Source organism: Laspinema olomoucense D3b, assembly GCF_025370785.1.
Classification (GTDB): domain Bacteria; phylum Cyanobacteriota; class Cyanobacteriia; order Cyanobacteriales; family Laspinemataceae; genus Laspinema; species Laspinema olomoucense.
On the sequence record NZ_JAMXFA010000025.1, the window covers coordinates 45,836 to 61,535 of the forward strand.

The window sequence follows — 15,700 nt, forward strand, 5'->3', positions numbered from 1 at the left end:
TTATCATCCCCTTGCCATCAAAGGGCGATTTTTAAACCCCGTTGACTCCCCTGACAATCCGTCAATATCCCTCAGCTTCAATTTGCCGAACTGCCGTGAGTGCAGAATAACTCACCCCAGCGGTTCCTTCCCCGGGATGGGTGGAATCACCCACTAACCACAGATGCGGAATTGGGGTCCGAGTGGCTAGTCCAAAGGGTCCAAATGTTGCCACACGCTGCCCCACACCTCCGACAATCCCGCGATCGCGTCCGGTAAACCGGGCAAAGGTACGCGGCGTCGCCGATTCCTGATAGACGATTGTCTCTGGATTCAGGGCAAAATACCCGGCCAAACGGGCGATCGCCTCAGTTTCATACTGTAGTTTTAACTGGGAATAATCCTCACAATTGGTCCAAATTTGGGTATCCGTAAACGAGGAAGCAGTAATCGTTGCCATACCCTTGGGCGATCGGCCATCTCCCACCCGACTCACGGACACAAATAAAGAATTATTCTCCCCAATTTCTCTGCCATACTCATACAAAAATTGTAAATGCGGCGGACAATTCTCGGGAATCGCTTCCTGTTTCACCCCCAAATAAACCACAAATGCCCCCGACGCAGGGGGTAAATTCTCCACCCGACGCCGATACAACTGCTGAAATAAGTTTTCTGAACCTTTGGGCAACTCCACTAGGTTGATGAGATTTTGTACCGGCACATTAGCGACAATTAAATCCGGTTGTTCGGTCCAAATCTCCCCAGTTTTTTGATTGAGAATCGTCACTGTGGATGCGCCGGTTTCCGTGACCTGAATCTGTTTGACCGTATGGCGCATGAACAGTTCGCCCCCATGTTTTTCTAACCCTTCCACCAGGCGATCGCTCAATACCTGCATACTCCCTTTTAAATGCGATAACCCTTGGGGAGATTGGGACACCCCTAACGCCGTTGCTGCATACAATAACGCCGTTTCCTGGGCATTTACCTGGGAATATAATTTCAGTTGCAAATCCAGAAAAGTTTTCAGCCGCTTGTCTTGTTTTAATCCCAACCATCCCAAGGCATCCTCCACCGTCATTAAGGTAAAGGGAACCGTAACCATCGTATCGGGACGGAAGGCTTTAATTAACTGCCAAATATCCCAGAGATTCCTCGGAGGTAATACCGGATCTCGCCCTTGAAACTGCCAGGAAGCCCGAAATAAAGTAGCCATTAACTGCCAAAAGGTTTCGCTACCGGGAAACTGGCGCTGCCGTTCCATTTGCCATTGTTGCGGGTCCCGCCAAATATTAATCGGGGTGGTTTCTCCGGGCAAAAATACCGCGCAGGCGGGGTCACAATCGCTTGCTTCGGGTAAATTGATTCCTAATTCTGAAAAAATCCGGTGATGAATCCCCCCCGGTTCTAATCCAGCTACTTGTGTTGCGCCCACATCAAAGATAAATCCCTGTCGCCGGAAGGTCGAAGCGCATCCCCCGGGAACGATCGCTAGGTCAAAAACCCGCACTCCATAGCCTCTTTTGGCTAATAATGCCCCGGCAGTTAACCCGCCAATTCCTGCCCCAATAACAATAACGCGAGGTTTGTTTTTACCCTGATGATGGCTTGACATTCGAGATAAGCTTTACATTTTTTAATACTTTTTTAATTGTAAAGGATTTTTCAGAATTTGGGAACGGTGGGCGCGGGGCCAAAATTAACAAGTCAGCAGGTCCAGGGGCTGATCCCGACGGTCTCCCCCATCTGAGATTGGGGGATTTTAGCCAGAATTTAATAAGAAGCAGTCTTTAATTTCCACAAAAATTGGGCAACGGTTAAGGGGCTGTAATTAGGGCGAATGGCTTTCAATTCTGAGTCGGAGATAGAGTGAGCATAGTAGATGATTCCCTGATAGGGTGAAGGCGATCGCAGTGTGAATTAGACTAGGATGGTTGTGCCGACTCGAAGCACTTCCGCATCAGATTCTGACTCTACAATATCAAGTTCACAGGCGAGGTCACTGATTTCCAAAATGTATTGGACGGAAGTATTTAAGTTGCACAAACTTAAGCGTTTGCCCGTTTTGCGAACTAGGCGATCGACCGCCAATAAGGTGCTGACGCCACAATGACCCAAGGACTTGACCCCGGCCAAATCAATGAAATAATGGTTATAGTTTTCTGCCACTAAAGCTGCAATTTTTTGCTGAAGCATGGCGGAGACTTTTACATCTAAATTGCCCTGGGGTTTAACAATGACGTTCATGCTGCTTGTCCTCCAAAACGGTCCATTGAATGGTTACCCTGATTAGTAATTCATCGGATGCCCCTGATAAAGTCAGCCAACGGGTGTTGGTTTTTACTGGATGAGGGAAAAATCCTCTCTGTTTTTATTATATGGGGCTGGGGGGATTGGGAGGATGGGGGATGGGGAGGATGGGGAGGATGGGGGAGAATTGGGAGATATAACGGGTTAACAATTCCAGATATTGGGAGATGTAATAGATAGAAAGGCTCCCTATTTGGGGCGATCGCCTTGGGGTGAAGCAGCTTGGCAAGGGAGAAATCAGTGATTGTGCCCTCCCCATTGCGTAAAGAATGATTAAGATAGAAGAAGAAATCTCAAATAAACGAGTATCTAATGACTTCAACGCTTGTTAAGTTTTCCTCTCTCCCTCGTCTGAACTGCCCAAAAATTCATCGCCTGTCCAATGGATTGACGATTATCGCAGAACAGATGCCAGTGGAGGCGGTGAACCTGAGCATTTGGGCAAATGTTGGTTCGGCGGTGGAATCCGATGAGATCAACGGGATGGCCCACTTTTTGGAGCACATGGTTTTTAAAGGAACCCAACGCCTTGAAAGCGGGGAGTTTGAACGGCGCATTGAGGAACGCGGTGCTGTAACAAATGCTGCTACAAGTCAGGATTATACGCACTACTATATTACCTCTGCGCCCCAGGATTTTGCCGAACTCGCGCCTTTACAAATTGATGTGGTTCTCAATCCGAGTATTCCCGAGGATGGATTTGAACGAGAGAAACTGGTGGTTTTAGAAGAAATTCGGCGATCGGAGGATAATCCCCGTCGCCGGATTTATTCTCGGGCAATGGAAACTGCCTTTGAACGATTGCCTTACCGTCGCCCGGTTTTGGGTCCGACGGAGACGATCGCCGGACTGAAGGCACAGCAGATGCGGGATTTCCACGGAACTTGGTATCAACCGCGATCGCTCACTGCTGTTGCTGTGGGCAATTTACCCGTGGAACAATTAATCGAGATTGTGGCACAAGGGTTTGAAAAAAACGGACGTCCCGCCTTCTCTCTTCATCCAAACTGGCAACTTGCCACCGATGACGAACAACTCATCCTTGAACCGACTCAAGTCATCGGCGCCACCCCAGAACCGGCATTTCAGAACATCGTCCGGCGGGCATTCATTGATGAAAAGCTGCAACAGGCTAGACTGGTGATGATGTGGCGCGTTCCGGGATTAACGGAATTAAACAAAACTTACGCCTTGGATGCCGTCGCCTCGATTCTGGGACGGGGACGGATGGGACGGTTAGTCCAGGATTTGCGAGAAGAAAAAGGGTTAGTTTCGGGCATTTCGGTCAGTAATAGTTCCTTTCATCACCAGGGGATTTTTACGATTTCTGCTCACTTGCCCTCAGAAAATCTGGAGGAAGTAGAAGCGGCAATCCAGGAACATCTTCGCCGATTCCATCGCGAAGTCGTGCGTCAATCGGAAATTGATCGCATTGTTACTCAGGTGGTGAATCGGTTTATCTTTAGTAACGAGACCCCCAGCGATCGGGCCAACCTTTATGGATATTACCATTCCCTGATGGGAGATTTAGAACCGGCGTTCAATTATCCCACTCACTTACAGTCTCTCACGCCTGAAGACATCCAGCAAGCGGCAATAGACTATCTGTCTGCGGATGCTTATGGGGTCGTGACGATTAAACCGGCTGTATAAAACACCGAGTCCACAGGTTAGGAAGACGCGAATTATCGCGTCTTTTGTATTTTATGAAGACTTGCGATCGCCAGAGTTTTTGGTAAACCCGATGGGATATAATTTGGGGTGGTGAAACCCTAGAGAACGCTAGATCGCGATCGCACCGTTGCTCTGTTCATCCGCTATGTCACCCTACCCCTTAAATTGAATATGGATGCACCAAATTTCGCCCTCAACCGATTATGCAGACATTTGGCCGGTTATCAATGCGAATTGTCCGAAATCAATAACTCTTTACTGATTGGGTCAATCCAGAATGGATCGCTTGAACTGGATTATTATGTGGATGTCGATGATGAATTTTATGAAGAAATTCTAGAACTCCTCGCCTTTTACGACTTTGCCCCCTTTCTATCCGCCCTGCGCCTGTCGGCCCCAGATGAAGGCATCAACGGAACGCGATCGTGGAATTTAGAACCTTTAACCCGAGGAGAAGGAACCTATCAAAACCTGAGACTTTTAGACATCCAACGCACCCGACTGGAACATCACCATCCCACCACTCTCGGCCACTTTGCCGAAGATGGCATCGTCCCCCGACTCCTGGATAAAATGCCCAATTTAGAACAACTCTCCCTTCCCTGGACACCCAGTCTTGCCTTTTTTGACCGCCCCCCTCACCCCTTAAAACATCTCACCCTCCAAACCGGCTACCATACCCAAGATTTTATTCTAAATTTAGCCCAATCCACTTGCTTTAGTCAACTAAAAACCCTAGATTTTACCGACTATTCCGAAACCTATATCCAAGATTACGAACAACACAAAACCCCAACATCCCATTATTTCCATCTCTTTAATTCCAACGCCCTCCCCCATTTAGAAAGTCTAACCCTCAGATATTCCCTTTTAAATGAAAAAGAAACAGCAGAATTAAAGAAAACCCCATTAGGAAGCCAACTAGACCTCCTGAAAATTATCCCCTGTTCCTACTAACGACTTGCTGTCGTTAATTGGGGCAGACTAAACACTCTTCTCTTTTTGGTCACTTCAGGTCGGTCAACGAATCGGAACAATCCAGGGCTGTAGTGTATTAAAATCTACCTCACTTCAGGCGAGTCAACTCCAAATTTTCAGTCCGGAGCTCAAGCGTTCATTTTCTCACATTCAATTAGCGAAGTTAATACCCTGTAATATTCCTCAAAGCGTCAAGTTGACAAAAACGGGTTTTTATGCTACTAGCAATTTACCCTACCCAGAGAAAATTGCAGCCCACTTCCCCCGGAAAAGGGAGAGATTTGCAGAATTCGACAATTATGATTGCCTTGTAGAGGCGTCCTTTCTATGATGAGGGAAATCCCCTGCAGTTAGTGTGAGGAAATAATCGTGAACCTGGAATATCCCGAAGATCTCAAATACCTTGATAGTCATGAGTACGTCCGCTTGGATGGAGAAATTGCTACCATAGGGATCAGTGCCTTTGCCCTGGATCAACTGGGGGACATCGTGTTTGTGGAACTGCCTGATATTAGTGAAGCCCTGGAAAAAGGCTCTACTTTTGGTACGATTGAATCAGTTAAGGCAGTAGAAGACCTCTATGCCCCTATATCCGGAACCATTGTAGAACGGAACAATGAAGTGATTGAAGCCCCAGAACTGATTGGAGACGACCCCTACGGTGAAGGTTGGTTGCTGAAGGTGCGGATTAATGACCCGGATGAACTTGAGGAGGCGATGTCAGCGAATGAATATCGCGCCCAAGTTGAAGGAGAATAGCTTTGGGTTTGCACCACTCCCGTCTGAATTGCTAATATCAGCCCCCCTCCGGAACCGATATAAGAAAGTTTCAGAGTAATAATGCTTCCGGTGATGTTGTAGAGGCGCACCCCGGTGCGCCCTCCCTGTTAACCCCTCTCCCCAATTCCCCAACTCATGCTAAATTTAGAGACAACCGTGAACGACACAGATTTAGTCAGACAGTCTCCGCCTAATCCCGAATCTCAACCCGTCATGACCCCCGATGCTTTTGTCCACCGACACAATGGACCCTCCTCGGATGAAATTGAGCAAATGTTGCAGGAAGTCGGGTTTTCCAGTCTGGATTCCCTGATTGAGTCTACGATTCCCAGTCGGATTCGCCGCAATATCCCCCTGAACCTCCCCCAACCCCTCAGCGAAACTGCCGCATTAACCTATCTCAAGCAAATCGCCTCCCAGAATCAACTATTCCGGTCCTTTATTGGCATGGGATACCATGACTGCATCACCCCGCCAGTAATTCAGCGGAATATCCTGGAAAATCCTGGGTGGTACACGGCATACACCCCTTACCAGGCAGAAATCGCCCAAGGACGATTGGAGGCCCTGTTGAATTTCCAAACCATGATTGTGGATTTGACGGGGTTGGAAATTGCCAATGCCTCTTTGCTGGATGAGGCAACAGCAGCAGCGGAAGCGATGACCCTGAGTTATGGGTTTTGTAAAACCAAGGCAACTGCCTATTTTGTCAGTGAGGATTGTCATCCCCAAACCATTGAAGTGGTCCAAACTCGCGCTAGACCCCTAGGGATTGAGGTAATTGTCGGCAATCCTAGACAATTTAATTTCGATCGCCCGGTGTTTGGGGTGTTGTTACAATATCCGGCAACCGATGGCGCGATTTATGACTATCGGGAATTTATAGAAAAAGCTCATACTGCGGGCGCAGTCGCCACTGTGGCAGCAGATATTTTGAGTCTAGCATTACTCACCCCTCCCGGCGAATTTGGGGCCGATATTGCTGTAGGAAGTACCCAACGGTTTGGAGTCCCCTTGGGCTATGGGGGACCCCACGCCGCCTATTTTGCCACTCGCGACGAGTATAAACGGCAGGTTCCGGGACGAATTGTGGGAGTGTCTAAGGATGTGAATGGCGATCGCGCCTTACGTTTGGCCCTGCAAACTCGCGAACAGCATATCCGTCGGGAAAAAGCAACCAGCAATATTTGCACCGCCCAAGTCTTATTAGCGGTGATTTCCTCCATGTATGCCGTGTATCACGGTCCCAAGGGCATTAAACGGATTGCCGAAACCGTCCATCACCTCACGGTAATTTTGGCCGCCGGATTAAACCGTCTGGGATACAGCATGGGTTCGGAACCCTTTTTCGATACCTTGCGGGTGGAGTTGGGGACCAAATCCCAGTCCCAACTTCTTGCAGCAGCAGCGAATCATCAGATTAATCTCCGGGTTCTGGATGAAACCACCCTGTCCATTAGTTTAGATGAAACAACCACCCTGGAAGAATTAGAGAATCTCTGGCAGATTTTCGCCAGTGGGGAACCGTTGCCGTTTACGGTGGAACAACTCGCCGGGGAAGTCAATAGTCGCTTTGACTCCACCTTTGCGCGAACGAGTAGCTATCTCACTCACCCGGTGTTTAATCGCTATCACTCAGAAACGGAACTGTTGCGCTATCTGCATCGCTTGGAATCCAAGGATTTATCTCTCACTACTTCGATGATTCCCTTGGGTTCTTGTACCATGAAGCTGAATGCAACGGCAGAAATGATTCCCATCACTTGGCCGGAATTTGGAAAAATTCACCCGTTTGCACCAACTGCCCAAACCCAAGGATATCAGATGTTATTCCAGCAGTTGGAGGCAGGGTTAGCAGAAATTACCGGATTTGCTGGGATTTCTCTGCAACCGAATGCCGGTTCCCAAGGGGAATATGCGGGATTGTTGGTGATTCGTCAGTATCACGAACATCGCGGGGAATCTCATCGCAATATCTGTTTGATTCCGACTTCCGCCCACGGGACGAATCCAGCAAGTGCGGTGATGTGCGGGATGAAAGTGGTTCCCGTTGCCTGTGATGAAAATGGAAATATTAATGTTGAGGACCTGAAGGCGAAGGCGCAGAAGCATTCTCAGCACTTGGCGGCGTTAATGGTAACGTATCCTTCCACTCATGGGGTATTTGAGGTGGGGATTAAGGACCTGTGCCAGGTTATCCATGATTGCGGTGGTCAAGTGTATATGGATGGGGCAAATATGAATGCCCAAGTGGGGTTATGTCGTCCCGGGGATTTTGGGGCGGATGTCTGTCACTTGAATTTACATAAAACCTTCTGTATTCCGCATGGGGGTGGCGGTCCGGGAATGGGTCCGATTGGGGTAATGCCCCATTTAGTACCGTTTCTGCCCGGACATTCCGTGGTGAATCTGGGCAGTGACGAGGCGATCGGGGCGGTTTCGGCGGCCCCTTGGGGAAGTGCGAGTATTCTGCCCATTTCCTGGATGTATATGGCCATGATGGGTTCGGCAGGATTGACCGCAGCAACTCAGGTGGCGATTTTGAATGCGAATTATATTGCCAAGCGGTTAGATCCATTTTATCCGGTGTTGTATAAGGGTAAAACGGGGTTGGTGGCCCATGAGTGTATTTTGGATTTGCGATCGCTGAAAAAATCGGCGGGAATTGAAGTGGAGGATATTGCTAAGCGGTTGATGGATTATGGGTTCCATGCGCCTACGGTTTCTTGGCCCGTAGCGGGGACAATTATGGTGGAACCGACGGAAAGTGAGTCTAAGGAAGAATTGGACCGCTTCTGTGAGGCAATGATTGCGATTCGGGAGGAGATTCGGGCGATCGAGGCGGGGACGATGGATGGGGAAAATAATCCGTTGAAGAATGCGCCACATCCGGCAACGGTGGCGATCGCCTCGGAGTGGAATCGTCCTTATAGTCGGGAACAGGCAGTATTTCCGGCCCCTTGGACGCGAGAACACAAGTTTTGGCCCTCGGTGGGACGGATTGATAATGCTTATGGCGATCGCAATTTAGTCTGTTCTTGTTTACCGATGGAGGACTATTCCCAAGAGTAATTTCAGGGAACTGAAAAGCTAGGGAGAGGATGGGTGCGATCGCGCCCATTTTCTCCCTGGAATTTTCTCTGATGACGATTTAAACTATCTGGAAAACCCGGGCATTTTTACCGGGAATTTTCTCTGATGGAGATTTAAAACCGGGTTAATTTGAGAGATTCTGAGGAGGGGTGTGGAGAGAGAGAAAGTTGCGATCGCCTCGGGTTAACACTCCGCAAATAGGGGTCACTCGCCTCTGAACCCAAGTCACCTACAACCCATACTACAGAAGGCGATTATTTGTCTCAACGGTTAGATTGGGCGATTTTAGGGTAGTCGGGAATGGATGAAACCCTTTCTCCTTACGAACTCAAGCGGGAACATCTTTATTTTTTCCGGATACCGGGAAAATAGGGAACCCATCCCCCAAGGGAGACGTCTCCATGTCGGAGTGCCTAATAATCACATCGGAAACCTCCCTCAACTTGTCCCTCTTATTAAATGTACTTACTTCTCGTTAAAACCGAATCCCTGATTCTAAAAATTATTGATTTGTGCCCTACTCCGGAAAGAATCGCGTTTCACAAAATTGTCACTTTATTATAGAGACTTAAGTGAACTTCACTTACTCAGTAGTTAAAGGATAAAATTATTAGAATATTGACACAAATTAGAGATGAGAGACCCTAGAAATTTCCTCCCCTTCCGAAACTTTAGAGGTCTCTTTTTTAAAGAAATAACCCTGTGATATCTATTTTTAAATTTTAGTTCCCGATTTTTTTTATTTTTTTATTCTTTAATTGTCTTGAAAAAGTATTTATAAATCGCCCCTTATTGCTCAAATTGCTAAATTCCTTAATGACAGGGAATCTTCAGACTAATAGATTAATTTTACTAGACCTTTTGCCGAATTTCCCAACTCCGCCCTACCTGAAAGCAGCAAAATCGGTAGAGACTGATTCCCTAAGATGCAAAGGGTCTAAATTTTTAGGGATTATTAATCTTTAATTGCAATCATCAGTTTCCCCAAGCATCCCCTAGAATACTCTGGGAGAGAGGCTTTCAGGCAAAAAGGAGTCAGAAATTTCGGGCTTTATTCTTCCCCTAATGTGCTGACGTTTCAGGGACTTGCTTAACCTTGATGGCCCGATTAAACTTATAAAAAAAAATTAAAAATCCGCAAAAATACCGAAGCCAACTGATCATGATGTTGGGTAAGGTGAAACGTAGGTTCTACAAGTACAGAAAGGTTCCGTGCTTTAAATTTAATCCGATAGCGCTTGCCTAGAAAATAAATTTAAACCTTCGGAAACATTCCCGGAATAATCAAGTCTAACCACTTAACGGGAACATCCTGGATTTGGCAAATGTCAATGAAGGGAACAAGGGAAATCAAAATCTGGTCTTTCCTTGATGTACAGCTTTATAAGCAGATAACTCATGATACAACTCGGGGTGTTTAGCAGTGGACATCATTATTAAATTAGAAAATTCCCAAGTTCAAATTAAGGATGATGCTCAAGATGTCCTCCGACAATCTAAGCGAAGAAATAAACATTCTAAATCAGGGAATCCCTACCTCTTATAGGGAGCATCTATAGCGAAATCAGTCCCGGGAACGGGAAACCCGGCTTTCCGTTTCCCCGACGCAGTTCCATGACCTTTTATTGACTCTCAAACACTGGAGCTCATTTATGTTGACCGAACAAGAAATACGCGACCAAGTAAACGGCACCACCACTGACCCAGCAGCCACAGCACCCCAGGATGGGACCGTCGTGGTAACCGTTACTGAAACCCCCGAGGAAGCAGCAACAACGGAACCAACTATGACCACCACGGATGCGACTCCTAAAGAACCTGTAACGGAAGAAACCACAGCAGCGGCGACAGGCGACGGAACAACCGCAGATGATGGCACCGCCACGACGACTGCTGTTGTGCAAGATGACACTGTTACCACAGAAGATGGCACCGCCACCCAGCCGGACCTGATGACCATGACTTTTCTGGCGGGAGAGGCCCCCGAAGATGGCACGGTCTCCGATGCTGACTTGGCTGCCATGAGTTCTGTTGTAGACGATGGCACTACAGAAGATGCCACCACAGAAGATGGCACCCTGACCGACGGTGACCCGATCGCCACCACGGCCATTCCCGCAGAAGGGACCGAAGGTGAAGCCACCCCAGAAGATGGCACCGTCACCGAAGAGATGGTGCAAATCACTGCCATGACGCCAGAAGAAATGGCACAAGCTGAAGTCATCAAAGAAATAGAAGATTCCGGCATATTTCAGGAAGACTTCTATCTGGCCATGCATAGCGACGTTAAAGCAGCCGTCATGCGCGGAGAAACCACGGCGATTGAGCACTTCGCCCAATTTGGGATGACAGAACTCCGCAATTGCAACGCCTTTATCGACTTCAAAGGCTACCTCGCAAATAACGCAGACGTTGAAGAAGCCGTCGAACAGGGCCAGTTCACTGCCTTCAGTCACTTTGTGAGCAAGGGCCAGTTTGAGAAACGGGTCGCCCATGCCTTGTTCAAAGCGGAAGAATACGAAGCCTTCCATCCAGACGTTAAGCAAGCCGTTGCCGAGGGTAAAACCACGTCTTGGGGTCACTTCATGCAATTTGGCTGGAAAGAAAACCGCAAGTTTAGCTCATTCTTCAATGCTGAATATTATCTCCAGCAAAATGGTGATGTTGCACAAGCGGTAGCCGCCGGTCAAACTACGGCGATCGAACATCTGTTTGAATTTGGCCTGAAAGAGATGCGCAAGATCCACCCCTTGATGGACCTCAAAGTGGTGGCCGAAGCCAACAGCGAGAAGATTAAGAGCTTTTTCAACGTGAGTGAACTCTCCGCCCTCAGCGGATTTGACCTCATCTCTTATGCCTTCAATGTAGCGATTCCCCAAGGATTGCCAACCTCTGAATCCTTCAGCTTCAGCAGTCTGGAATCTCTCTTTGGGTCTCAGTTGACCAGCATTTTCCAGGTCAGCAGCTTCTCGCAAATCACCATCGAGCAACTGTTCACCTTCTTCGGTAGCGCGGAAGGTCAGGAACTCTTAGGTAGTGCCGGTGGCGATGACCTGAGTGAGGGCAGCGGCAACAACCTCAGCGGCAGCGGTGGCCTCGACGGTGGTAGCGAAGACCTGGATGACGATGAGGGAGATGACGCCCAAGACGGATCCGATCAACCCCAAATCGTCTTTGATATCCCCAGTGCCGGTCCGGGTATTCCCACCAATGATGGCGGCGGCCAAACTCCAGAAGAACCGGGCGAAACTCCAGAAGACCCCACCAGTCCGCCTCCTGCACCGACTGCGTTATTCAACCTCCAATACGTTGTCCAGAACAACCTAGAGCTACTCCAAGCACAGTTTGCCAGCTTTGATTTCAGCAATTTGACGGCAGAACAGGCCGCGCAAATTCAAGAATACGCTGCTGCCGAAGGATTGGCTCCTTCCGCCTTCGTCAACTTGAGCTACTTCGAGTCTGTGGTCAAAACTCAAGTTGAGACCAAACTCCTAGAGCAAGGGATGACCCAGGAACAAATCGCCAGCCTCAGCTTACAAGAGTTGCTGGAAAAATCCCTGGAAGTGGGATTGAGCCCGACTCCGTTAATCGATTTGTCTTACTTCAAATCGGTTAACAGCACCCAACTGACGGAACTGTCGGCTAAACTCGGAGTAGATATCTCGACCTTCACCAACCAAGAACTGTTTGAGTTCATTGTGAAAGAAGGTATCGCAGCCGGTTTAAATCCGTCTCCTTTCTTCAGTGTTGACTACATCAAGAACCTCTACCTCGAAAACATTCGTGAGTTTTACAGCGTCGAGAGTATCTCGGAACTTGAAACTCCTGAAGTTTTGGATCATGTCTTCAGTAGCGGTAACTTCGTTCTGGATCTGAAATTCTACCGCACCAGCTACACCGTAGAACTGGATGCCCACGCCAAAGAATTGTTGGGTGACCCTGCCGCCACTGGGGAAGACCTCAGCGACGATCAGGTGAAAGCTTATGCCTTGGGTGAAGGGAAGGACGCCGGTTTACAGACTTCTCCATTTGATATTGAAGGCTTCAGCGTACAGTATGAGGCGGAACTGAAGGCGTTCTACGAGGTAGAGTCGGTTGAAACCCTCAGCCAGTATGAAATTTACAGCTTCATGGTCACCGAGGCGATCGCCCAAGGACTCAATGTTAGCGAATATATTGAGGTCTCCTACTATCAAAGCACCTTTGAGGCGGCCCTCATTGCTACCTTTGAAGTTGCTTCGATTAGTGAAATCACCCCAGAACAAATAGTCAGCTTTGTGTTCGGTGATGCTGCTCCCTTCGTTGATACCGACTACTTTAAGCTGAAATACGGTGAACAAGTCACCGCTGACGGCACCGCTGTTAAAGACCTCACGGGTAAAGAACTCCAGTTCTACATTTTCAGCGAAGGCTGGGAAGCTGGATACACCAGTCTGTCTGCCTTTAACCTAGAAGCGATTAAGGCTGATACCACGATTTCCAGCCAACTGCTGACCTTCTACGGTGTCGCTTCTATCGAAGAGGTTTCTTCCTCCCAGATTGTCACCTACATGACTGAGGGAGCCTGGAAAATGGGCATCGACCTGTCGCAGTTCGTTGCACCAGAAGATATCGAACTCTATCGTGACCAAAATGCTGCCCTCCTGGCGGAATACTACGGCATTGAACTGGCGCAGGTGGAAACCCTCAACAGCGAACTGGTCATCGACTTCCAGTTTGGCGGGGCCACTGAGGTTGCTGACTTAGAGTACATCCGCGAGACCTTGGGTGCAGAAATCCTGGCAGCGGTGACGGCAACAGGCAGCACCATCACTGATGTGAGCCAACTGACCAAGCTGCAAATGGTCGAGTACCTGTATGCACAGGAAAGCTTAGAAACGGTCAAGCTGTCCGCCTTTGATGTAGCCGGATATGTAGAAGCCAATGGTGAGGCGATCGCCGAAGCCTTGGGGATCGAAGTTGAAGCCCTCAGCCAGATTGACAGCAAGCAAATCGAGCAGTTCATGCTCAAAGAAGGCGTGGAACTCGGTCTGAGCTTAGACGGATTGGTGGACACGGCTTATATTCAAGAGGCTTATGGCCTTGCGATCGCCGAATCCCTCAACATCACCGTAGAGGAAGTTGCCAGCCTCGACAGTGCCGCCGTCCTGAACTGGGTCACCACCGAATTCTCTGCACTGGATGTGAACTTCCTCGCCTACCAGTTTGAGCAACTGACTGTCGAGCAACAAACCCAACTGTTGACGGGATTAGAAATCACACTCAGCGAAGGTGCTTCCTTGAGCGTGGAACAAATCCTTGAGATTGCCTACAGTGAAGAATTCAAGGCTGCCTTAGCGGTGGAAGAAATCAAACTGAGTGCGATCGATATCGCCGCCTATCTGGCCGACAACAGTGAGGCATTAGCAGCCTTCTACAGCGATGAAAGCAGCCCTGTTCAAGTCAAGAGCGGTTCCTTCAAACTCGGTAAGAGCGGCTCATTTGGCTCCTTGAAATCGATGAGTGGTTCCGCTAAGTTCAAGAGCGGTTCAATCAAGCTCAAGAGTGGTTCTCTGAAACTCAGTGGGGCGATCGACGAGGGTGGTGAATTCGATGTAAACACCCTCACTGATAAGCAAATCATGAAGTTTGCCCTCACTGAAGGCTTGAAACAAGGAATCAGCCTCACCGAGTATGTGGATGTTGAGTACCTCAAAGAACAGTTCAGCGTTGACCTGGCGCAGCACTACAATATTGAAGTGAGTTCCGTGGTTGACCTCAAGGAAGAACTGGTTCTGGACTTCCTCTATGAGGGCGGTCTCTCTAGTGAGATTGACTTCGAGTTCGTCCGTACTCAGTATGCAGCGCAAATCACCGGCCAGTTTGGAGTCGCGGTTGACCAAATCACCGATGCTCAAGTCCTAGAATTTGCTTATGGCCAGATTGCTTCGGGAGCAGACTTCTCCCCAACGCCGGTTGATGTTGAAGGATTTGTGGCGGAATATGGCACTCAACTCCTGGAAATCGCTGGTGCCTCCTCTACCTCTGGTGTCTTCAGCAAGTCGGATATCGTCTCCTTCATGTTCAACCAAGCGTCTGAACTGGGAATTGATGTTACCCAATTTGTTGCGATGGATTACTTCACCGAGAACTTATCGGATACAATCCTAGCGAACTACAGCCTGGAAAATGTCTTCAATATCAGTGGTGAGCAAGTTTACGACTTCATGACCACTGAAGGTATCGCTCAAGGGTTAGAGACCTCCGCTCTGGTTGACTTAGAGTGGTATAAAACCAACTATGCCACGGTGCTGGAAGAAGACAAAGCACTAATCGACGTCGATGCCAACGGCGAAACGTCTAACGACGAACTCTTGGATTATATAACGGGTGCCGGGTTAGAAAAGGGTCAAAATCCCTCGGAGTTGGTTGACTTCGCGTCCTATCGGGCGGAAGGCTCGGCCTCAGCGCAAGCCCTGCTCACTTGGGCTAATGCTTCTGCCCTGGAACAAGTCACCTACTCAGAAACCCTAGAGTTTATGATGACTGATGGAGCAGAAGCTGGGTTCAATCCCTCTGCTGGTCTGGATGTGAATGCACTGAAAACTCAAAATGCTGAAGCTCTGATTCAGTTCTACAGCGCCAGCGCCATCACGGAAGTGACCAACGTCCAAACGTTGAACTACGTCTTGGGTTCCGGATACCAACAACCCGCAGAACCCCCCGTGGTGTAACATGACTCACAAAGAGGGCGGAGGCGAAGTCGCCGCCACCCTCCAACGGACAACGGGGGCTAATCTAAGTAACTCCAGCCCCGGTTGACCACTATAGGCCACCCACTTGCTCAACATTGCTAGGTGGGTGGCTATTTTTATGGCGGTACAAGTACAATATCGGATACTAA

General features: G+C 48.7%; 7 protein-coding genes. 5 read left to right on the top strand and 2 right to left on the bottom strand.

The genetic code is table 11. The features are described from left to right. Positions 1 to 61: 61 nt before the first annotated feature. Positions 62 to 1,597 (bottom strand): C-3',4' desaturase CrtD, encoded by a 1,536-nt coding sequence (crtD, locus tag NG792_RS18210; protein WP_261236317.1) that lies wholly within the window; start codon positions 1,595 to 1,597, stop codon positions 62 to 64. 305 nt (positions 1,598 to 1,902) lie between these two features. After that, positions 1,903 to 2,229, bottom strand: coding sequence for an STAS domain-containing protein (locus NG792_RS18215; protein ID WP_261199560.1), 327 nt, complete (start codon positions 2,227 to 2,229; stop codon positions 1,903 to 1,905). Positions 2,230 to 2,604: 375 nt separating this feature from the next. Between NG792_RS18215 and NG792_RS18220 the strand changes: the two genes are divergently transcribed. The 5 genes from NG792_RS18220 (at position 2,605) to NG792_RS18240 (ending at position 15,530) form a co-directional block, all read left to right on the top strand. Beyond that, complete coding sequence (locus NG792_RS18220) at positions 2,605 to 3,945, top strand: M16 family metallopeptidase (protein ID WP_261236318.1); 1,341 nt, start codon at positions 2,605 to 2,607, stop codon at positions 3,943 to 3,945. A gap of 192 nt (positions 3,946 to 4,137) precedes the next feature. Further along, positions 4,138 to 4,923: a hypothetical protein gene (locus NG792_RS18225; protein ID WP_261236319.1), complete on the top strand. Its 786-nt coding sequence runs from the start codon at positions 4,138 to 4,140 to the stop codon at positions 4,921 to 4,923. A 390-nt stretch (positions 4,924 to 5,313) separates the two neighbouring features. Next, positions 5,314 to 5,703 carry a glycine cleavage system protein GcvH gene (gene gcvH / locus NG792_RS18230; RefSeq protein WP_261199563.1) on the top strand — a complete coding sequence of 130 codons (390 nt, stop codon included), beginning with the start codon at positions 5,314 to 5,316 and terminating at the stop codon, positions 5,701 to 5,703. Between the two features lie 234 nt (positions 5,704 to 5,937). Beyond that, positions 5,938 to 8,796, top strand: coding sequence for an aminomethyl-transferring glycine dehydrogenase (gcvP, locus tag NG792_RS18235; protein WP_261236340.1), 2,859 nt, complete (start codon positions 5,938 to 5,940; stop codon positions 8,794 to 8,796). A gap of 1,673 nt (positions 8,797 to 10,469) precedes the next feature. Continuing rightward, positions 10,470 to 15,530: a hypothetical protein gene (locus NG792_RS18240; protein WP_261236320.1), complete on the top strand. Its 5,061-nt coding sequence runs from the start codon at positions 10,470 to 10,472 to the stop codon at positions 15,528 to 15,530. Positions 15,531 to 15,700 lie beyond the last annotated feature (170 nt).